Below are 20,945 nucleotides of genomic sequence, written 5' to 3'. Positions count from 1 at the left end.
GCAGGAAGTGACGGGCACGTTAACCGCCTGTGCCCGGCAGGTGAAGTGTCCGCAAACTTTCTCTGATGCCTGCCTGGGTAACCTGCCGCCTAACTGAATGCGCGCTATAAAAGATCCGGTTCTTTTACGCCGTATGTTTTATTGGTCGCGTTTCTCCCGAGGAGTAGCTTCATGTCGCGTTTCCGCCGCCTAGGTCACATTATCGCCGCAGGCACCATCACCGCCACCACCGCCGCGGTAATCCCCGCCGTTGCCAGCGCAGAGGATCTGGTGACCTTCTCTGTCACGAATATCACCGACTTCCACGGGCACCTCCTGCCGGGCAAGGAGATGGCCGAGGGCAAGGAGATGGGCGCGGCTCGGCTGCAGTCCCTGGTCAAGCACGTCAACGAGAACCAGGAGTACGTTCTCACGAGCTCGGGCGATAACGTCGGCGGCTCTGCGTTCATCTCTGCCATCGACCAGGACAACCCCACGATGGAAGCGCTCAACGCTATGGGACTCGATGTCTCGGCAGTGGGCAACCACGAGTTTGACCAGGGTGTAGATGACCTCACTGGCCGCATCACGAACAAGTCCGACTTCCCGATCTTGGGCGCGAACGTGTACAAGGACGGCGAGCGGATCCTTCCGGCCACCTACGTTCAGGAAGTGGAAGGCGTCAAGGTCGGCTTCGTTGGTACCGTCACCCAGCTGACCAAGAGCAAGGTCGCGCCGGACAAGATCGAGGGCATCGAGATTACCGACCCGGTCGAGGAGACCAACAAGGAAGCCAAGCGCCTGAAGGAGAGCAACGAAGCCGATGTCGTCGTCGCTCTTATGCACGAGGACGCGCTGGAATACAAGGACGGCTTTGACGATTCCGTCGACGTCATTTTCGGTGGCGACTCCCACCAGAAGACCGAGGGCCGTATCCAACGCGAAGGTCAGCCGGACATTCTCTGGGCGCAGGGCTACGAGTACGGCAAGCTGCTTAACGATGTCGACCTCACCTACGACCGTCAGGCGGGCAAGCTGACTAACTCCGAGCTCAAGCAGTACTCCGCGGCTGATGCGGCGGCGCTGGATCCCGATCCGAACATCGACGAGATTGTGAAGAAGGCTCAGAAGGTCGCCGATGAAAAGGGCAAGCAGGTTGTGGGCAAGCTCGACAACCCGCTTGTGCGCGGCAGCGCGCCCGGAAAGGCGCCGGGCACCAACCGTGGCACGGAATCCACCGGCAACAACTTCATTGCGGAGGCCAACCGCGCCATCCTGTCTGAGGAGACGGGCCAGGATGTGCAGATCGGCATCATGAACGCCGGCGGCGTCCGCGAGGACCTGGAGGCTGGCGAGGTGACCTACGAGCAGGCCGCGACGGTCCAGCCGTTCAACAACGACATTTCCGTGGGCAAGCTCACCGGCGCTGATCTCATTCAGCTGCTGGAGCAGCAGTGGAAGGCAGGCGGGGACCGCGCACGCCTGGCACTTGGCCTCTCTGAGGGCTTCACCTACTCCTACGACCCGAGCGCGCCGCAGGGAGAGCGCGTTCTGGCAGCAAGCCTGAATGGCGAGCCGATCGTTGCCGACCAGCAGTACACCGTCGCGGCATCGTCCTTCCTCTTCTCCGGCGGCGACGGTTTCGACGCGTTTAAAAACGCCAAGGACGTTGTCAACGTAGGCGCGAACGACCTGCAGGTGTACGCGAAGTACCTGGCGCGCGAGGACAAGAAGTACCCCTTCGCCCAGCGGGATGCAGGCGTCCACATCGACGGCGAGCTGAAGCCGGGCAACACCGTGACCGTCAAGCTTTCCGGGCTCAACTACACCTCGGAAGGTGAGCCGCAGGCGAAGAACGTGACCGTCAAGCTGGGCGATGCCACCGCGACCGCAGACATCAACAACGCGGCCGGCGACGGCGACGACCAGGGCAACGAGCACGGCCGCGCAGAGGTGCAGCTCGAGGTTCCGCAGGGCATCGACGCTGACTCCGTGCTGGAAATCACTACCGACGTTCAGGGTGGGGACGAGGCGCCGATCCGCATCCCGGTAGGCAAGCTGAGCGGTGATCTGTCAGACGACGACCAGTCTGGCCAGCAGGGCGGCAATGGCTCGGGCCTCCCCGGGCTGTCTTCTGACGGTCTGTCCTCCAACGGCTCGGCCGTCTTGGGTGCCGCGGGCGGTTCGGCCGCCCTGGCGGCCATTGCAGCCCCGATGATCGGTAACGCTGCCCAGCCGTGGGCAGATCAGGTCCGCCAAGCCTTTGGCTTCTAACACGCACGGGGTGAATCTCTAGCCCCGCGCTATCTTCAGCTCCCCGCATCGAGAATGCTTCCGGTGCGGGGAGCTTTGTGTGCGACCACGCTGAATTTCTCGGTAGGCGAACGGGTAGGTTGGAACGGGTGGAATGGCGCGATGAACTTGTCAACGAACTGCACAACCAGTTGAGTATTGAGACCTACCGCATCCCGGTGGTCATCCTGTCCGCCGTCGGTATCTACATCGCGTTCATGATCCTTACCCGGCTGTTCGGATCACGCGTGTTGACCTCCATGAGTGGCTCCGACGCCGTGGTCATCATCATGTTCGGCGCGGTGGCCGGCCGCGTCATCATCGGCCACCCGCCGTCGCTTCTCGCGGGCATTCTGGGCCTGGCCACGCTCATGGCGCTGGAGGCAATTTTCGGCGAGGCGCGCAAGAAATTCGGGTGGTCGCGCATCCTCGACCGCCGGCCCATTCTCCTCATGTTCAACGGTGAATTTGTTTCTGCTGGCATGCACGTGGCGCACATGGCAGACAGCGATATCTATTCCGCTATGCGGCGCAGCGGCGTCGGGGCCCGCGCTGAAGTGGGCGCGATGATTCTCGAACCCACTGGGGACATCTCCGTTATCCGGAGGGGACAGGCCATCGATCGGGACGTGCTGTCCTCCGCAATCGGTTATTCGGAAGCAGACGGCCCACGGCCGGAGAAATAAAAGTCTATTCTCGGCGCGCCCCACGCCGTACCTGACCACGAATAAAGCCCCTTGCCCGTTGAGGGCAAGGGGCTAGTGCGTGAGCGCTGATATTCAGCGCCTCCCAGCCGGTCTTAGAACGGCATCGGGAACTGCGGGAGAGCCGGCATCTGCTCAGCCAGCTTCGGCAGGATGTCCTGCCAGGTCACAGCGATGTTGACGATGCTGGCAGCGAGGGTGGTGAACTTCGCGATGGTGAAGAAGGTGGAGCTCAGGCCGGCGGCGGCAGCGGCGGTAGCAGCCGTGGTCATGATGATCCTTCCAGAGGAAAAGAAGGGGTGGAAGGAAAGGGAAGGGGCGGAAGCTTAGAACGGGAGGTTGAACTCCGGGAGCTGCAGCTCCGGCAGGGTCGGCAACTGCGGAAGCTCGAAGCCCAGCTTCGGCAGGTTGGTGGCCAGGCTGTCAATCGCACGGAAGAAGCTCAGCACAGCGCTGCCGGCCTGAAGAATCTCAAGCATGTTGTGTCCTCTCAAGACGCGAGTAGAAGTTCATCGATAGCTTAGAACACTTCAGCGCTGAGTTAGTGAACTGACAGCAAATTTTTTGTTAATCCTAGACCTCGACGCTTTCGATCTTCACCTCTTCAGCCGGCTTGCCGTCCGGCGCGCCGCCTTCAACGCCCTTCTCCGCGATGCCGTCCAGGGTCTTCTGGCCGGTGTCGCCGACCTTGCCAAAGTAGGTGTAGTCCGGCGGCAGCTCCGAGTCGTCGTAGTTGAGGAAGAACTGGGAGCCGTTGGTGTCCGCGCCGGCGTTCGCCATGGCGATGGAGCCCTTCGGGTAGGTGACCGGCTCCTTCTGGGCCGCCGGGTCATCACCCATCTCGTCAGACGGGTATTCGTTAGCGAACTGGAAACCCGGGCCGCCGCTGCCCTGGCCGCTGGGATCACCGCACTGCAGGACGTTGAGGCCGCCGGAGGTCATGCGGTGGCACACCGTGTCGTTGTAGTAGCCCTCCTTGGCCAGGTGCTCAATTGCGTTCACCGTGCACGGGGACACCGCGCGGTCGAGCTCCATGTCGATGTCGCCCTGGTTGGTCTTCAGGGTCACGGTCTGCGTGCCCTTGGTCGAGACATCGTCACCCGCCGGCTTGGACACCTTCTTCGCGGCTTCGCCGGCGTCCTTGTAGTCGCACGTCACCGTCGCCGGCAAAGCTTCCTTGCGCTGGCCGGACAGCGGTTCCGCGGTCGCCTGCTCAGTGGTCTGCTCCTGCGAGGTCTCGTCCTGCGCTTCGACTTCCTCATCGCCGTCGCGGGTGGCCATGAACCAGATGCCGCCCACGAGGGCGAGGATGGCCACGGCGGCGACAGCGACGACGCCGAGCGGGCGGGTCTTTTCCTTGCGCTCCCGCGCATTGAGCTCGCGGTTGAGCTTGGACAGCGCCTGCTCGCCGCGTTTCCGGTTATCCGAGTGGGTGTCGGTCATTACTTCCCTTAATGTCGTCGGACGAAAACTACTTCGATTGTGTCGGGGGATGATTGTAGTAGTCGGGTCGGTACAGTCGGGGCCATGGCACACGTAACTTTTCAAGGCGAACCGACCACCACGCGCGGGGAACTGCCGGCAGTAGGAGAGCAGCTGCCGGACTTCACCGTCGTGGGAACCGATCTGCAGGAACTGACCCCGGCGGACTTTGCGGGGAAGAAGCTGGTTATCTCTATCTTCCCGTCTGTGGACACCGGTGTGTGCGCACAGCAGCTGCGCACCTTCAACCAAAAGGCCGCGGATCACGCAGATACTGTCGTGCTGTCTGTGTCCAAGGATCTCCCCTTTGCACAGCAGCGATTCTGCGCTAACGAGGGCATCGACAACGTAGTGTCCGCCTCCGCGTTCCGCGGTGACTTCGCGGACAAGCTCGGCGTGGAGCTCGAGGGCTCGCCCCTGCAGGGCCTCTTGGCCCGCGGCGTGGTGGTCACTGACGCCGACCACAAGGTCGTCTACACCCAACTTGTCGATGAAATCGGCGAGGAGCCGGACTACGACTCCGCTCTCGCTGCGCTCGCGTAATGCGTATCCGCACTCTTACCGTCGGGCCGCTGTCGGCTAACTGCTACCTGGTGTCCGAAGAGACGGCGGATGGTAGCCCTCAGGCGTTCCTTGTCGACCCCGGGATGGAAGCAATGGACGCCGTCGTGGCGGCGGTGGAACAGGACCAGGTCGAGGTCGAAGCCGTGGTGTTAACACACGGTCACATCGACCACGTCTGCGACGCCGCGCTAGTGGCCGAGAAGTACTCGGCGCCGGTGTACATCCACCCGGCGGACGCGTTCATGCTCGAGCCAGGCAACGAGTGCCCGCAGCAGGCGGCGCGGATGTTCGGTGCGGACATCGCCAAGCTTCCGGCGGAAGTACGCGAGCTGAGCGATGGGCAGACGGTCGAACTGGCGGGTCACGCCTTTACCGTGCACCACGCCCCGGGGCACTCGCCGGGGTGCGTCTTGTTGGAAGGCGACGAGTTTGTGCTCACCGGGGACGTGCTGTTCCGCGGTGCGATCGGCCGGGTCGACCTCCCATACTCCGACCCGCAGGCCATGCAGGACTCGCTGCGCACGAAGGTGAAGGTCCTCGACGATGATCTTGAGGTCTATCCCGGCCACGGCCCGCGCAGCCAGATGGGCGAAGAGAAGCTGACCAATCCCTTCCTGGTTGGGGCGAAGCCTGTACGCTGATCTGCGTGAGTTCGAAGAATCAGTTTGCAGCCCTGTCCGCACCGAAAGGCGTCCCTGACTACGTTCCGCCGGAGTCGGGGACCTTCTACCACGTCCGGGAGACGATGGTGCAGCAGGCGCATCTGTCTGGGTTCCAGCACATCGAGCTGCCCATCTTCGAAGAAACCGCCCTCTTCGCCCGCGGCGTGGGCGAATCCACCGACGTGGTCTCGAAGGAGATGTACACCTTCGCCGACCGCGGCGACCGGTCTGTCACTCTCCGTCCGGAGGGCACCGCGGGCGTGATGCGCGCGGTCATCCAGCACCACCTGGACCGGGGGCAGCTGCCGGTCAAACTCAACTATGCCGGCCCGTTCTTCCGCTACGAGCGCCCGCAGGCGGGCCGCTACCGCCAGCTCCAGCAGGTGGGCGTGGAAGCAATCGGTGTCGACGATCCGGCGCTGGACGCGGAGATCATCGCCTTGGCAGACCGCACTTACCGCGCGCTGGGGCTCACCGGTTTCCGTCTGGAGCTGACCAGCCTGGGCGACCGCAACTGCCGTCCTGCCTACCGTGAAAAGCTGCAGGACTTCCTGTTCAAGCTCGACCTCGACGAGGAGACCAAGCGCCGTGCGGAAATTAACCCGCTGCGCGTGCTCGACGACAAGCGTCCGGAGATGCAGGAGGCGCTTGCCGATGCCCCGTTGATGCTCGACCACCTAGACGGCGAGTGCCGCGCGCACTTCGAGACCGTCACCGGCCTGCTGGACGATATGGGTGTCCCTTACGAGATCAACCCTCGCATGGTCCGTGGCCTGGATTACTACACCAAGACCTGCTTCGAGTTCGTCCACGACGGGCTCGGTGCGCAGTCCGGCATCGGCGGCGGCGGACGCTACGACGGGCTGATGCAGCAGCTCGGCGGCCAGGACCTGTCCGGCATCGGTTACGGCCTCGGCGAGGACCGCGCGGTCCTCGCGATGGAGGCGGAGGGCATCACTGTCGAGGACGCGGAAAAGCGCGTCGATGTCTTCGGCGTGGCCATGGGTGCGGACGCGAAGCGGCGGATGGCACTCATCATCAACGACCTGCGCCGTGCGGGTATCTCCGCGGATATGTCTTTCGGCGACCGCGGGCTGAAGGGTGCGATGAAGGGCGCGAACCGTGCGGGCGCCAAGGTCGCTCTCGTGCTCGGCGACCAAGAGCTTGCGGCTGGCACCGTAGCCGTCAAGGACCTGGTGGCCCACGAGCAGCACGACGCGGAAATGGAAAAAGCAGTCGACGCGGTGCGCCGACTGCTTGCGGACTAGGTCCCGCCGACTAAGGCCCGCCGACTTAGCCCACTGACAACGTGATGTGTTAGCGAAGGGGCGTTAGCGCGTTCGCTAACACATCACCTGGGAGACCTTGAATCCCATGGTCTTGGCCAGGCCGCCCATGGAGGTCTCCTTGTACTTGGCCATCATGTCGCGGCCGGTATCCGCCATCGTTTCGATGGCGTTGTCCAGCGAGACGAAGTGGGTGCCGCCGCCCATCTTGGCCAGGCGCGCGGCGTTGATGGACTTCACACCGCCGATGGCGTTGCGCTCGATGCACGGCACCTGCACGAGGCCGCCGACCGGGTCGCAAGTAAGGCCGAGGTTGTGTTCCAAGGCAATCTCGGCGGCGTTTTCTACCTGAGCCGGGGTGCACCCCAGAATGTGCGCGAGGCCAGCTGCGGCCATCGCTGACGCGGAGCCGACCTCGCCCTGACAGCCGACCTCAGCGCCGGAGATGGACGCGTTCGTCTTGATGACGATGCCCACGGCGCCGGCCGTCAGCATGAAGCGGCGGGCGGCGTCTCGGTCGAAGCCGGGGACGAAGTCGCGCGCGTAGTGCATGACCGCGGGGATGATGCCGCAGGCGCCGTTCGTCGGCGCGGTGACAACGCGACCGCCCGCGGCGTTTTGCTCATTGACGGCCAAGGCGTAGAGGTTGACCCACTCCATGGCGGAAAAGCCGCTGGTCTCATCGCCGTTTTCGCCGTCGAGAAGCTTCTGGTGCAGCTGCGGGGCGCGCCGCGGAACCTCCAGGCCGCCGGGCAGAGTGCCGGTGGTGGAGATGCCGTCGCGGACGCACTCCTGCATGGTGTCCCACACCTTATCCAGGTGCTCGAGTACGGCGTCCTTGCCGCCTTCGGCCCGGTGGACCACGTCTTCGTTGGCGAGGACGATCTCCCAAATCTTCTTGTCTTCGCGGCGGCAGATCTCCATCAGCTCGTCCGCGGTGGAGAACTCGTAAGGAACGTTGTCCTCGGTATCGGCTGCCGCAGCACCTGCCGGGACCTCGTCGTCTTCGGCGAGCTGCTCGTCGAGCTCCGCGCGCGAGAGGATGAAGCCGCCGCCGACGGAGAAGTATTCCGCGTGCTCCGCGAGCGTCTCACCGCTGTCGGAGTAGGCGTTGAAGATGACGCAGTTCGGGTGCTCCGGCACCGGGGTGTTGTTCCAGGTGATTTCGTAATCGAGCTCGCCGGCTGGGCCGGCGGCGTGGCCCTCGGACGGGACCATGCCCGCAACGGGCTCAGCGTCCAGCGGCACGGTCAGCGGATCCCAGCCGACCAGGCCGAGGATGGTGGCGCGGTCGGTCGCATGCCCCTTGCCGGTGGCGGATAGCGAACCGCGCAGCTCCGCGGTCACCTTCGCGGGATACTCGTTCAAGGATTCAATGAAGGCTTTGGCAGCACGCATCGGCCCCACCGTGTGGGAAGAGGACGGGCCGATGCCGATAGAGAAGATGTCGGTGACGCTCACGGACATAGTCGCAGCACCCCTTTCTGTCGAAGCTTCTGAGGAGGAAAGTGCGGAGGTAGTTTTCGAACGGTAACGATATCGTACGCGTAGTCTACGTCACATTTCGGCTGTGGGGGAGACGCACAGAACCAGCGGAGCGGCTGCGCGGTGGCGTGGACTATGTAGTGCCGAGATCCCCGTCGCCTCCGGCTGGCCCCGCCTGTGGCGGTGAGACGATGAGTTGGGTGAGTTGCCGGGCCGCTCGCGCGATGCGCTCATCGAAGTAGCTGTCTTCGTCCCACGCGTTATCTGAATCGCTATGGTGTCGTGCCCCTGCCGTTCTTTCAACGTCATTCGCTGCCTGAAAAATTCCAGTGGGCACCACCACGGCATGGAGATAGTTAAACAGTGGCCGGAGGGAGTAATCCAAAATGCCGGCGTGGCGCGCCGAACCACCGGTGGCGGCGACGAGGACGGGGAGTTCCTCCAGGGCGTGTTGGTCGAAGGTGTCGAAAAACATCTTGAACAGACCGGAGTAGCTGCCCTGAAACACCGGGGTGACCGCGATCAGGGCGGCGGCCCCGGTAATCGTCTCCTGCGCGGCGTTGAGCCGCGGGGTGGGGCTCGACCAATCGGTCATCGCGTCCACGAGCTCGCCGGCGAGATCCCGCAGCTCAATGGTCTCGACCGACAGCTCGCGCCCCTGGGTCTGGCTTTCGGTCAAGACGGTATCGGAGAGGGCATCGGCAAGCGCCCGCGTCGTCGATGGGGTGGACAGACCCGCGGAAACCACTGCGAGGGTAGGCACGGTAAATCCTCCAAACGCAAAAGAAAAGCGCCCGCACGATGAGGCGAGAGCGGGCGCTACGGGGCAGGGAAGAAAATTCTAAGAGTTGTACGCGCCGCGCTCCAAGATGTCGCAGGCGCCCATGGTGCCGTTTTGGTAGCCGGCCATAAACATCTTCTGGCGCTGTTCAGAGGTGCCGTGGGTAAAGCTCTCCGGGTTGACGTAACCCTGCTGAGATTCCTGAATGTGGTCATCGCCAATCGCACCAGCCGTCTTCATCGCGGTCGCAACCTGCTCCTCGGTGACCGGCTCGAGGCGCGGGTTATCGCCCTTATCGGCGCGGGAGGCCCACACACCTGCGTAGCAGTCTGCCTGCAACTCGATCTTCACCGCGTTGGAATCCGGGCCCGGATCGTCGTAATTGGACATGCCCAGGGTGCCCTCGAGGTCCTGGATGTGGTGGCCAAACTCGTGGGCGACAACATATTCCTGCGAAAGCGGTGCGGCGGACCCGCCCATCTGCTTGAGCATGGAGAAGAACGAGGTGTCGAAGTAAGCGGTTTCGTCCTGCGGGCAGTAGAAGGGGCCGGTTTGGGACGATGCTGCACCGCAGCCGGTTTGGGTGGCCTGCTCGAAGATGCGCAGACCTGGTTTCGTGTATTCGATCCCCGCTTGCTCCGGGAGGATGTCACTCCAGATTTCGTCGAGGGACTGCGCAGTGCCGACAATGCGGCAACCGTCGCTTTCGTTCGCATCATCCCACGTGCAGTTGGCGTACTCGCTTTCCGTATCGCCATAACCTTGGCCGGAATGCTGGTTCTGGCCCGGTTCCTGCTGCGGTTGCTGACCACCGCCACCGCCCCCAAGGGCACCCGGGTCACCGCCGAGAAGAAGGTAGAGACCTACGAGGAGAAGGGAACCAAAGCCGCCGCCAACCGCAATGGGGCCGCCCATGCCGCCGCCACTGCCGCCGGATACCTCACGGCCAATGCTGCCACCGCTGCGAAATGTCATGGGTTAGATAATGCCATATCGCGGGGTAGTGGGGTGGGGGCGGCTTTTCGGCAGGCGGTGGGGCGGTACACTATGGGCGTTCATTAGTGGCGGCGCTGAATGCCGCCAGCAAGCGAAAGAGGGAAGGGAAAGTAGGAACGTGCTGCGTACCCACTTGGCAGGCGAGCTGCGCAAAGAACTCGCTGGAGAAACTGTCACGCTGACTGGCTGGGTGTCGCGCCGCCGCGACCACGGTGGCGTCATCTTTATTGACCTGCGCGACCGCTCCGGCCTGTGCCAGGTCGTCTTCCGCGAGTCGGAGGTGGCAGAGCGTGCCCACGACCTGCGCTCCGAGTTCTGTGTGAAGGTTACCGGCGTGGTCGAAGCCCGCCCGGAGGGCTCGGAAAACCCGAACCTGCCGTCGGGCGAGATCGAGGTCAACGTCTCCGAGCTCGAGGTGCTCAACCGTTCCGCCGCGCTCCCGTTCCAGATCGATGATCCGTCGTCCTCCGGCGAAGTGGGCGAGGAGGCCCGCCTGCGCTACCGCTACCTGGATCTGCGCCGCGAGAGCCAGTCCAAGGCACTGAAATTGCGCTCCAACGCCAATCGTGCAGCACGTACCGTGCTGGACAAGCACGATTTCACCGAAATCGAGACCCCGACTCTGACCCGCTCCACCCCGGAGGGTGCGCGCGACTTCCTCGTACCGGCACGCCTAAAGCCGGGCTCCTGGTACGCCCTGCCGCAGTCGCCGCAGCTGTTCAAGCAGCTGCTCATGGTCGCCGGCATGGAGCGCTACTACCAGATTGCGCGCTGCTACCGCGATGAGGACTTCCGAGCTGACCGCCAGCCGGAATTTACCCAGCTGGACGTCGAGATGTCCTTCGTGGACCAGGAGGACGTCATCCAGCTCGCCGAGGAAATCCTGGTCGAGCTGTGGAAGCTCATCGGCTACGAGATCTCCACGCCGATCCCGCGCATGACCTACGCCGACGCCATGAAGTACTACGGCTCGGATAAGCCGGATCTGCGCTTCGACATCAAGATCACCGAGTGCGCTGACTTCTTCAAGGACACGACCTTCCGCGTCTTCCAGCAGGAATACGTCGGCGCCGTGGTCATGGAGGGCGGTGCCTCCCAGCCGCGCCGTCAGTTCGACGCCTGGCAGGAGTGGGCGAAGCAGCGCGGCGCCAAGGGGCTGGCGTACATCACCATCGCCGAGGACGGCACCCTGGGCGGCCCGGTGGCCAAGAACATCACCGATGCTGAGCGCGACGGCATCGCCGAACACGTTGGCGCCAAGCCGGGCGACGCCATCTTCTTCGCCGCCGGCGATACCAAGTCCTCCCGCGCGCTGCTGGGCGCTGCCCGCCAGGCCATCGCGGAGAAGCTCGGCCTCATCAAGGAAGGCGACTGGGCCTTCACGTGGGTCGTCGACGCCCCACTGTTCGAGCCGGCAGCCGACGCCACCGCCGACGGCGACGTGGCGCTGGGCCACTCCTCGTGGACCGCGGTGCACCACGCGTTCACCTCGCCGAAGCCGGAGTGGATCGACTCCTTCGACCAGAACCCGGGCGAGGCGACCGCCTACGCCTACGACATCGTCTGCAACGGCAACGAGATCGGCGGCGGCTCCATCCGTATCCACGACCGCGACGTGCAGGAGCGCGTGTTCAACGTCATGGGCATTACCGAGGAAGAAGCCCGCGAGAAGTTCGGCTTCCTGCTCGACGCCTTCGCATTTGGTGCTCCGCCGCACGGCGGCATCGCCTTCGGCTGGGACCGCATTGTCTCCCTGCTGGGCGGCTACGATTCCATCCGCGACGTCATCGCGTTCCCGAAGTCGGGCGGCGGCGTCGACCCGCTCACCGACGCGCCGGCGCCCATTACCCCGGAGCAGCGCAAGGAAACCGGCGTGGACGCCAAGCCGAAGAAGGCCGAGGACGAGAGCAACTAAGTTCACGTGGATCTCCAGATCGACGACATCGTCGATGCGGCGGAGGGGCTATTGTCCCGCCGCTTCGGCGGTACCCAGCAGTTAAGCGGGATCGAAGAGCTCGACGGCTCCGGGCAAAGCACCGTGCTCCGTGCGCGGGTCGCTAACTCGCCGTTTTTGCCGCACCGGTCGGTCATCGTCAAGCACACGCCCGTGACCGGCAGCTCCATTGATGATGCGGCCCTGCTGCGGGAAGTGGTGGCCTACCAGTTCACCAACTCGCTCGCGCAGGAGGTGCGGCCCGGCCCGGTCCTGTTGGCCTACGACATCGAGCAGCGCATCGTGGTTCTCACGGACTTGGGCGATAGCCTCACGCTTGTCGATGTCCTGCACGGCGCCGACGCGGAGGAGCGCGTCGCCGTCTTCCGCAGCCTGGGTGGCGCGCTGGGGCGCCTGCATGCGGGCACGGCGGGGCGCGACGCAGCCTTTGATGTCCTGCTGCGGCGCCTGGTCAAGGCGCACCGACACTACGCGCACTCGCAGGCTTTGCGCGACGAGGCGCTCGCGTATTCCATTCCGCTGGGCCTGCGGATTGTCGCGGCGGCAGGCCTCGACGTGCCCGAGGCGTTCGCTCAGGCGGCCAAGGATGCGGAAGAAGCATGCCGGTCGGGGGCGGAATGCGCGTTTACCCCGTTCGACCTTTCGCCGGACAACATCATCTCCGCCGACCGCATCCACTTCTTGGACTTCGAGTGGGCGGGCTTCCGCAACGTCACCTTCGACGTCGGGTCCGTCATCAGCGGATTCCCACAGTTCGTTTTCGCCGAGCCGGTGGCCGATGCCGAGGTGGAGACCTTCCTCACCGCGTGGACGCGGGAGATTCAGGACGTGTGGCCCAATCTGGCGGAGCGGGACTATCGTTACCGGGCTATCACGGTCGCCTTAGTGGGGTGGGCGCTGTCGAGCCTGGCCACCATGGCCGTCGGTGGGTTGGAGCCCCTCGCGGCGTTGGTGGAGGACGGCGCTGACGCGCACCTCGTGTCCGGCGGTGGCACGGACGTCTCCGATGCCTTAACCGCTGGCATCGGGTTGCTTCGGTCTGGCAGGAAGGGCGAATTTACCGGCGATGACCGGTTGGTGCGCCAAGATCTCTACGAAAGCTTCGAGGCGCTCGCACGCTACGCAACCGCGACGCACGAAAGGATCGCGGAGGATACCTCCCGCGCCAAGGACTCGGCCGGTGAACGCACCGCCGGCGTGGCGGTGCCTTTCTCCCGGCGCAGTGGGGACAGGGCAAACGGTGCGGAGCTGGCGGCTATCGCGCGCTTTGCCGAAGAGATTGCTGGCCGGCTGGCACACTAGCGCCCGTGCGTTCTGTACGTACTGTGTGTCTGACCGGAAGAAGGAGGTGTAGCTCGTGGACCAAGACTCGTTGTTTGGCGGCGGATCTGGGGCCGGTGAATTGGGAAGCTACGGCGACCCCGGGCAGGGCCCTGTGGGGGCCAGTGCCCACGACGTGTTCGCCACCCACCCGGGCTCACCGCTGGCGGCGCGCATGCGCCCGCGCTCGTTGGAGGAGATGGTGGGGCAAGAGCAGCTGCTCGCGCCCGGTAAACCTCTGCGCCGGCTCATCGAAGGATCGGGGGAGGCGTCCGTCATCTTGTACGGCCCGCCCGGCACCGGCAAGACCACCGTGGCATCGCTCATCGCCCAGGCGATGGGGCAGAACTTTGTCGGCCTTTCCGCCCTCGACTCCGGTGTAAAGCAGGTGCGGGAGGTCATTACCCGGGCCCGCCGGGACGCGGCGCGCGGGGTGCGCACGGTGCTGTTTATCGATGAGGTCCACCGATTTTCCAAGACCCAGCAGGACGCGCTGCTCGCCGCGGTGGAAAACCGAACGGTGCTGCTCGTCGCCGCGACCACGGAAAACCCCTCCTTTTCGGTCGTCTCACCGCTCTTGTCCCGCTCGCTGCTGCTGCACCTGGAGCCGTTGTCGGACGCCGACTTAAAGACCCTTCTGCAGCGCGCCTTATCCGATGAGCGCGGGCTGGCTGATCGCATCACGGTTACCGGGGAGGCGCTCGACCAGCTGGTCTTGTTGGCCGGCGGCGATGCACGCCGCGCGCTGACCTACCTGGAGGCGGCGGCTGAAGCTGTCGCGGACGGCGGGGAGCTCGACCTCACCGTCGTGCGGGAGAACGTCAACCGAGCCGTGGTGCGCTACGACCGTGACGGCGACCAGCATTACGACGTGGTCTCCGCCTTCATCAAATCAATCCGCGGGTCGGATGTGGACGCCGCCTTGCACTACCTCGCCCGCATGGTGGAGGCCGGCGAGGACCCGCGCTTTATCGCCCGCCGGCTCATCATCCACGCCTCGGAGGACGTCGGCATGGCTGACCCGACGGCGCTGCCCACCGCAGTCGCGGCCGCCCAGGCGGCTCAACTCATCGGGCTGCCGGAGGCACGCATCCCGCTGGCGCAGGCGACCATTCACCTCGCCACCGCGCCGAAGTCGAATTCGGTGATCCGGGGCATCGACGCCGCGCTTGCCGATGTCCGCAGCGGCCACATCGGCCATGTCCCACCGCACCTGCGCGACGGGCACTACGAGGGGGCGAAGCGCCTGGGCAACGCGGTGGGCTACGTCTACCCGCATGACGATGCCCGCGGTGTGGTTACCCAGCAATACCTCCCAGAGGAACTGGCAGATGCCACCTATTACGAGCCGAGCGACCACGGCGCGGAAAAGCGGGTGGCGGACTACATCGGGCGCCTGCGCCGAATCGTGCGCGGGTCCAAGTAGGGCTCGGCCCCGGCTCCTGCGGCAACGCCGTTACCCCGTGCGCCACGCTGCCCGCGGCCGCGGGTAAAGTTGGGCGCTGTTACGCGGCCGCGCACCAAGCGGTCGCTGGCCTTGACAGTCGAACAAAAAGGACAGGCATTTCGTCATGCGTACTCATGAAATCAGGGAGCGGTTTACCCAACACTTTGTGAACCTGGGGCACGAGAGCGTCCCGAGCGCGCCGCTGACCGTTGACGATCCGAACCTCCTGTTCGTCAACGCCGGAATGGTGCCGTTCAAACCGTACTTTCTGGGCCAGCAGAACCCGCCATTCCACAACAACCTGGCCACGTCCATCCAGAAGTGCGTGCGTACCCTGGACATCGACGAGGTGGGCATCACCACCCGCCACAACACCTTCTTCCAGATGGCCGGCAACTTCTCCTTCGGCCAGTACTTCAAGCAGGGTGCTATCAAAAACGCCTGGGCGCTTCTGACCAACCCGGTCGCAGAGGGCGGACTCGGCCTGGATCCGGACCGCCTGTGGGTCACCGTCTTCGAGACCGACGATGAGGCGGCGTCTATCTGGCGCGACGAGGTTGGCGTGCCCGAATCCCGGATCCAGCGCATGGGCATGGAGGACAATTACTGGTCGATGGGCGTTCCGGGGCCGTGCGGTCCGTGCTCCGAGATCTACTATGACCGTGGCGCGGAGTACGGCGCCGAGGGCGGCCCGGAGGCCGACGACAACCGCTACATGGAGATCTGGAACCTGGTCTTCATGGGGTATGAGCGTGGCGCCGGCGACGGCAAGAACTTCGAGATCGTGGGCGACCTGCCGCAGAAAAACATCGATACCGGCATGGGTATCGAGCGCGTCGCCTGCATCTTGCAGGGCGTAGACAACGTCTACGAGACCGACCTGCTGCGCCCCGTTATCGACGTGGCGGAAGAGCTTACCGGCGCGAAATACAACGAGAAGCAGGACAACGACGTCCGCTTCCGCGTTATCGCCGATCATTCGCGTACTGGCATGATGCTGATTCTCGATGGCGTGACCCCGTCGAACGAGGGCCGCGGGTACATCCTGCGCCGCTTGCTGCGCCGCATCATCCGTTCCGCCCGCCTGCTGGGCGCCACCGGCGAGACGCTGGAAAAGCTCCTCGGCACCGTCATGGACACGATGGAGCCGTCGTACCCGGAGATCGCGGATAACCGCGAGCGCATCCTGCGCGTGGCTCTGGCGGAGGAGAAGTCCTTCCTCAAAACCCTGGAGTCGGGTACGCAGCGCTTCGACACCGCCGCGGCCGCAGTGGAAAGCGCCGGCGGCAAAGAGATTTCCGGTGCGGAGGCTTTCGCGCTGCACGACACGTACGGTTTCCCCATTGATCTCACCCTGGAGATGGCTAACGAGGCGGGCCTTGAGGTGGATATGGCCGGATTCGAGTCCGCGATGGCGGATCAGAAAGCCCGCGCCAAGGCCGACAACAAGGCGAAGAAGCACGGCCACACCGACGAGTCGCTCTACCGCCAGTGGGTGGACGAGCACCCGACCGTCTTCACCGGGTACGAGGAACTGACCTCCGACGCCAAGGTGCTCGGCCTGGTCCGCGACGGGGAGAAGGCGAACTCCGTGGCCGCCGGCGACGAGGTCGAGGTCATTTTGGACCAGACGCCGATGTACGCCGAGGCAGGCGGCCAGCTCGCCGACCGCGGTGTGCTGCGTGCGGGCGATACCAAGCTCGACGTGCACGACGTGCAAAAAATCGGTAAAAAGCTGTGGATCCACAAAGCCACCGTCGCCGAGGGCGGCCTCGACGTGGGCGCCGACCTGACCGCGCAGGTGGACGAGAAGTGGCGCCACGGTGCCACCCAGGCGCACTCCGCCACGCACCTCATCCACGCCGCGCTCCGCGAGGTGCTCGGCCCGACCGCTGTCCAGGCCGGTTCCTTGAACCGCCCGGGCTACCTGCGCTTCGACTTCAACTACACCGATCAGCTCACCCAGGAGCAGATGGATCAGATTGCCCTCATTACCAACGAGGCAGTCGACGCCGACTGGGAGGTCAACACGGTCGAGACCTCGCTGGATCAGGCGAAGGAAATGGGTGCCATGGCCCTGTTCGGCGAGAACTACGGTTCGCGCGTGCGCGTCGTGGAGATCGGCGGGCCGTTCTCCCGCGAGCTGTGCGGCGGCACCCACGTCGCCCACTCGTCCCAGATCGGCCCGGTGTCCGTGCTGGGCGAGTCCTCGGTCGGCTCCGGCGCGCGCCGCATCGAGGCGTACTCGGGCATGGATGCGTTCAAGCACTACTCCAAGGAAGCAGCGCTCGTCGATGAGATCTCCAAGGCCATGAAGGCACAGTCCGGGGATCTGCCGGAGCGGATCAGCGCGCTGAGCGAGAAGCTCAAGGCCGCGGAGAAGGAAGTCGCCGCGCTGCGCAAGCAACAGCTGGCTTCCCAGGCCGGTGAGTTCGTCAGCAACGCGGAGACTGTCGGCGATTTCCGGGTCGTGGCTACGCAGTTGCCCGCCGGGGTAAACGGTGGCGACCTGCGCACCATCGCCACGGACATCCGCAACCGCATGCGTGACGATGCCGCAGTTATTGTGCTGGGCTCCGACAACGACGGCAAGCTCCCGTTCATCGTTGCCGCGACCGACGCCGCGGTAGAAAAGGGCGTCAAGGCGGGTGATCTGGTCAAGGTCTTCGGCCAGTACGTCGACGGCCGCGGCGGGGGCAAGCCGGACATGGCACAGGGCTCCGGCGCGCAGGCAGCCGGTGCCGCGGACGGTTTCGCTGCGGTCAAGTCCGAGCTGCAGGCGCTGTAACCGAAAGGCAGGTTGTCGTTGGGCAAGGTGGAACCAGACACCCCGGGCGCCGACGATCCGGGCCCGGGCCGGCGGCTCGGCATCGATGTGGGCACTGTCCGCATCGGCGTTGCTTCATCGGATAGTGATGCGCGCCTGGCCACCCCGGTGGAAACGGTGAAACGAGAAACCGGTTTAAAGGATCGTGATAAAAGCGATATAGACCGGTTGCTGCAGCTCATCGAGGAATATCAGGCCGTAGAAATCGTTGTGGGGCTGCCGCGCGATCTGCAGGGCAATGGTTCAAAAAGCGTGAAACACGCGAAAGAAATCGCGTTTCGGATCCGCCGCAGATTACAAAATGATGAAACTATAGAATTCATTCCCGCGGTACGTTTGGCGGACGAGCGGCTCACCACAGTCGCTGCCACGCAGGCTTTGCGTGCGTCGGGCGTATCGGAGAAGAAAGGGCGAGCAGTCATCGACCAGGCAGCTGCGGTAGAGATATTGCAGACGTGGCTCGATGCTCGTCGAACGATGCTATCGAGGATGGCTGAGGATACTCAGCCTGAAGAGTCAGGAGAATAGACACTCGTGAGCCGTACCGATTCCCGCCTCGCGCGGCGCCAAGAACCGAAGTACGTCAAGCGTCGCCAGCGCGGCCTCGCCGTCCTAATCGCGTCTATCCTCCTGCTGGTTGGCGCGCTGGGATACATCGGCTACCGCGTCATCGGCGGTGGCGGAAGCGACTACCAGGGCACCGGTAACGGTGAAACGCAGCTGGTGGAGATCCCGGAGGGCTCGTCCCTGTCGGAGCTCGGCCCGCAGCTGGTGGACAAGGACGTGGTGAAGTCCGACGACGCTTTCCAAGCCGCCGCCGCGCAGAACCCGAGCGCGGGAAGCATCCAACCCGGTTTCTATCGCCTGCAAAAGCACATGTCCGCCGAGAGTGCGGTCTCTGCGCTGCTGGATGAGGAACACCAGGTTGATCTCCTGAAGGTCGCCGGCGGTTCCACTCTGAAGGACGTCAACGTCATCGGCGGCGACGTTCGCTACGGCATTTTCTCCATGATTGAGCAGGCCACCTGCAGCCAGGACCACTGCGTCAACAAGGACGAGCTGGAAAAGGCCGCGGCGGACACCGATCCGGCTGAGCTCGGCGTGCCCGAGTGGGCCCGCGACGAGGTGGGCAAGCGCAGCGGAGACCCGCGCCGCCTCGAGGGGCTGATTGCCCCGGGCGAGTACGTCATCAACGCGAACATGGACGCCCGGGAAATCCTGACCGACCTGCTGGAGCGTTCGGCGAAGAAGTACAACGAGACCGGCATCGTCCAGCGTGCAGAAGCCATCGAACTCAGCCCGTACGAGTTGCTGACCGCGGCCTCCCTCGTGGAGCGCGAGGCCCCGGCCGGGGAATTCGACAAGGTGGCCCGCGTCATCCTGAACCGCCTGGACGAGCCGATGCGCCTCGAGTTCGACTCCACGGTCAACTACGACTTGGACGACGTCGAGCTGGCCACCACCGATCAGGATCGTGACCGCAAGACGCCGTGGAACACCTACGCCAAGGACGGCCTGCCGGACACCCCGATCGCGTCGCCGTCCGAGGAGGCAATCGAGGCGATGGAGCACCCGGCGGAAGGCGACTGGAAGTTCTTCGTCACCGTGGACAAGGATGGCACGACTGTCTTCTCCGACGACTTCGACGAGCACCAGAAGAACGTCGACCGCGCCATGGACTCCGGCATCCTGGACCACCAGCGGCAGCCGCAGGGCAAGCCCGGCGATAGCGGTGAGGATCACCCGGCTCCAGCTCCGAACCCGGACGGCCCGTCCGACTAGGGGCGCGGTATGCCACGCGCCGCTGTACTCGGCAGCCCGGTTGAGCATTCCCTCTCGCCGGTGCTGCACTCCGCCGGTTTCACCGCGGCTGGTCTAGACGGCTGGGACTACACCAAGCACGACGTAGGCGAGGAAGAACTTCCCGCTTTCGTGCGTTCGGCGGAGAAGCGCTACGTTGGCTTTTCGGTCACCATGCCGGGCAAGTTCGCTGCGCTGGAAATGGCTACAGAGGCCACCGATCGGGCGCGCCTTATCGGCAGCGCCAACACCTTGGTGCGCACGGCGTCCGGTTGGCGGGCCGACAACACCGACACCGAGGGAATTCTCGGCGCGCTCGACCACGTCCTCCGCGCCGCCCGGGTGGACTCCCCGCAGTCAGCGGTCCTCCTTGGGGCAGGTGGCACGGCCCGCCCGGCCCTGTGGGCGCTGGCCCAGCGCGGGGTGGGGCAGGTGACCGTGGTCAACCGCAGCGACCGCCGCGCAGAATTTGCACCGCTCGCCCGGGAGTTGGGGATAGAGATTGCCTGGGCAACGTACGGTGACGCTGGCACGGAGCTCGTGCACGGCAGCGACGTGCTCATGTCCACGGTGCCGGCATCCGCGGTCAACCTGTATGCCGAAAAGCTGGGGCACGCCCCGCTTGTCGATGTCGCCTACGACCCATTTCCCACCCGCCTTGCCGCGGCCGCGGCGGCGAACGGCTACCCGACGGCCCTCGGCCACGTGGTCTTGGCGCACCAAGCGTACAGCCAATTCGAGCAGTTCACCGGCCATCCGGCCCCGCGGAAAGAGATGTGGGACGCGCTGGTGCGGGCGGTAGAAACCCGCGATCGCCCGCAGTAGGAGGCGGAAGGCCGCTACACTCCACCCAGGGAAGAGGTTTACCGTGTGGACGTACATGAGGGGGAGTGTGGTCCGCCGTGGTTTTAACGGTCGGGGGAGTTGTTGTCACCGCGTGGGCGGTGGCGCTGGTGCTTTACGATGTCCGCTACCGCCGCCTGCCGGACTGGCTGACGCTGCCGGCGGCTGCGGTGGCGCTCGTGGGCTCCGTCGCGTATTCTGGGTTTTCGCATAGCCCGTGGTGGGGGCTTTTCTGGCCGGCCGCCTACTGTGTTCTCGCGGTGGCGAAAAGCGGGATCGGGGGAGGAGACCTCAAACTGGCGGTTCCACTCGGTCTGTCGGTCGCGGCCGTGGGTGGCCTCTTCGCGGTGCTTGCCGCGATGGCGATCGCGTCAACGGTTACTGTGTGCTGGGCCGTTGCCACCGATACACGTTCGGGCCCGCATGGCCCGGGGATGCTGGCCGGGGCGCTTCTCGCCGGGGTATTTTCCGTTAGCGCAGGTGGAGATATCTTTTCCTGACCGGCTTGGTTACTATGTACAGC

At 64.7% G+C, this 20,945-nt stretch carries 19 protein-coding genes; 13 read left to right on the top strand and 6 right to left on the bottom strand.

The window, feature by feature from the left end; translation table 11 throughout:
* The first annotated feature begins 171 nt into the window (after positions 1 to 171).
* Together CMASS_RS05885 and CMASS_RS05880 are read left to right on the top strand one after the other, a co-directional pair.
* Positions 172 to 2,253: a bifunctional metallophosphatase/5'-nucleotidase gene (locus tag CMASS_RS05885; protein ID WP_022862088.1), complete on the top strand. Its 2,082-nt coding sequence runs from the start codon at positions 172 to 174 to the stop codon at positions 2,251 to 2,253.
* 128 nt (positions 2,254 to 2,381) lie between these two features.
* A complete protein-coding gene (locus CMASS_RS05880) occupies positions 2,382 to 2,957 on the top strand; it encodes a DUF421 domain-containing protein (protein ID WP_022862087.1) in 576 nt (191 codons plus the stop codon).
* 113 nt (positions 2,958 to 3,070) lie between these two features.
* Here CMASS_RS05880 and CMASS_RS05875 read toward each other — a convergent pair whose 3' ends face one another.
* From CMASS_RS05875 to CMASS_RS05865, 3 genes are all read right to left on the bottom strand, one after another.
* Positions 3,071 to 3,247 (bottom strand): hypothetical protein, encoded by a 177-nt coding sequence (locus tag CMASS_RS05875; protein ID WP_022862086.1) that lies wholly within the window; start codon positions 3,245 to 3,247, stop codon positions 3,071 to 3,073.
* 54 nt (positions 3,248 to 3,301) lie between these two features.
* Positions 3,302 to 3,454: a hypothetical protein gene (locus CMASS_RS05870; protein WP_022862085.1), complete on the bottom strand. Its 153-nt coding sequence runs from the start codon at positions 3,452 to 3,454 to the stop codon at positions 3,302 to 3,304.
* A gap of 94 nt (positions 3,455 to 3,548) precedes the next feature.
* On the bottom strand, positions 3,549 to 4,418 hold the full coding sequence (locus tag CMASS_RS05865) for a peptidylprolyl isomerase (RefSeq protein WP_022862084.1): 870 nt from the start codon (positions 4,416 to 4,418) through the stop codon (positions 3,549 to 3,551).
* 84 nt (positions 4,419 to 4,502) lie between these two features.
* Between CMASS_RS05865 and tpx the strand changes: the two genes are divergently transcribed.
* Genes tpx through hisS form a run of 3 tightly spaced genes read left to right on the top strand, consistent with a single transcriptional unit; the run spans position 4,503 to position 6,951 of the window.
* The gene (gene tpx / locus CMASS_RS05860; protein ID WP_022862083.1) at positions 4,503 to 5,000 is read left to right on the top strand and encodes a thiol peroxidase; all 498 of its coding nucleotides are present in this window, start codon (positions 4,503 to 4,505) and stop codon (positions 4,998 to 5,000) included.
* On the top strand, positions 5,000 to 5,662 hold the full coding sequence (locus CMASS_RS05855; RefSeq protein ID WP_022862082.1) for an MBL fold metallo-hydrolase: 663 nt from the start codon (positions 5,000 to 5,002) through the stop codon (positions 5,660 to 5,662). The genes tpx and CMASS_RS05855 overlap by 1 nt, the downstream gene beginning before the upstream one ends.
* A 5-nt stretch (positions 5,663 to 5,667) precedes the next feature.
* On the top strand, positions 5,668 to 6,951 hold the full coding sequence (gene hisS, locus CMASS_RS05850) for a histidine--tRNA ligase (RefSeq protein WP_022862081.1): 1,284 nt from the start codon (positions 5,668 to 5,670) through the stop codon (positions 6,949 to 6,951).
* A 75-nt stretch (positions 6,952 to 7,026) separates the two neighbouring features.
* On the opposite strand, the gene CMASS_RS05845 is transcribed toward hisS, so the two are convergent.
* The 3 genes from CMASS_RS05845 to ypfJ all read right to left on the bottom strand — a co-directional run bounded on the left by CMASS_RS05845 (position 7,027) and on the right by ypfJ (position 10,210).
* The gene (locus tag CMASS_RS05845; protein WP_022862080.1) at positions 7,027 to 8,436 is read right to left on the bottom strand and encodes an L-serine ammonia-lyase; all 1,410 of its coding nucleotides are present in this window, start codon (positions 8,434 to 8,436) and stop codon (positions 7,027 to 7,029) included.
* Positions 8,437 to 8,587: 151 nt separating this feature from the next.
* Positions 8,588 to 9,217: a CE1759 family FMN reductase gene (locus CMASS_RS05840; protein WP_022862079.1), complete on the bottom strand. Its 630-nt coding sequence runs from the start codon at positions 9,215 to 9,217 to the stop codon at positions 8,588 to 8,590.
* Positions 9,218 to 9,295: 78 nt separating this feature from the next.
* Positions 9,296 to 10,210, bottom strand: coding sequence for a KPN_02809 family neutral zinc metallopeptidase (ypfJ, locus tag CMASS_RS05835; RefSeq protein ID WP_027018466.1), 915 nt, complete (start codon positions 10,208 to 10,210; stop codon positions 9,296 to 9,298).
* Positions 10,211 to 10,349: 139 nt separating this feature from the next.
* Between ypfJ and aspS the strand changes: the two genes are divergently transcribed.
* The 8 genes from aspS to CMASS_RS05795 all read left to right on the top strand — a co-directional run bounded on the left by aspS (position 10,350) and on the right by CMASS_RS05795 (position 20,922).
* Positions 10,350 to 12,146 (top strand): aspartate--tRNA ligase, encoded by a 1,797-nt coding sequence (gene aspS, locus CMASS_RS05830; protein ID WP_022862077.1) that lies wholly within the window; start codon positions 10,350 to 10,352, stop codon positions 12,144 to 12,146.
* Positions 12,147 to 12,152: 6 nt separating this feature from the next.
* Positions 12,153 to 13,487, top strand: a complete 1,335-nt coding sequence (locus CMASS_RS05825) for an aminoglycoside phosphotransferase family protein (protein WP_022862076.1) — start codon at positions 12,153 to 12,155, stop codon at positions 13,485 to 13,487.
* A gap of 55 nt (positions 13,488 to 13,542) precedes the next feature.
* A complete protein-coding gene (locus CMASS_RS05820; protein WP_022862075.1) occupies positions 13,543 to 14,931 on the top strand; it encodes a replication-associated recombination protein A in 1,389 nt (462 codons plus the stop codon).
* A 145-nt stretch (positions 14,932 to 15,076) separates the two neighbouring features.
* The gene (gene alaS, locus CMASS_RS05815) at positions 15,077 to 17,740 is read left to right on the top strand and encodes an alanine--tRNA ligase (RefSeq protein WP_022862074.1); all 2,664 of its coding nucleotides are present in this window, start codon (positions 15,077 to 15,079) and stop codon (positions 17,738 to 17,740) included.
* Between the two features lie 18 nt (positions 17,741 to 17,758).
* Positions 17,759 to 18,307 carry a Holliday junction resolvase RuvX gene (gene ruvX, locus CMASS_RS05810; protein ID WP_022862073.1) on the top strand — a complete coding sequence of 183 codons (549 nt, stop codon included), beginning with the start codon at positions 17,759 to 17,761 and terminating at the stop codon, positions 18,305 to 18,307.
* Between the two features lie 6 nt (positions 18,308 to 18,313).
* Complete coding sequence (gene mltG / locus CMASS_RS05805) at positions 18,314 to 19,561, top strand: endolytic transglycosylase MltG (RefSeq protein ID WP_022862072.1); 1,248 nt, start codon at positions 18,314 to 18,316, stop codon at positions 19,559 to 19,561.
* Between the two features lie 9 nt (positions 19,562 to 19,570).
* Complete coding sequence (locus CMASS_RS05800; protein ID WP_022862071.1) at positions 19,571 to 20,404, top strand: shikimate dehydrogenase; 834 nt, start codon at positions 19,571 to 19,573, stop codon at positions 20,402 to 20,404.
* Positions 20,405 to 20,481: 77 nt separating this feature from the next.
* Positions 20,482 to 20,922, top strand: a complete 441-nt coding sequence (locus CMASS_RS05795; protein WP_033399393.1) for a prepilin peptidase — start codon at positions 20,482 to 20,484, stop codon at positions 20,920 to 20,922.
* Positions 20,923 to 20,945: the final 23 nt, after the last annotated feature.

The organism is Corynebacterium massiliense DSM 45435 (assembly GCF_028609805.1).
GTDB classification, from domain to species: Bacteria; Actinomycetota; Actinomycetes; order Mycobacteriales; family Mycobacteriaceae; genus Corynebacterium; species Corynebacterium massiliense.
This window is presented reverse-complemented; position numbering and strand designations above follow the sequence as displayed.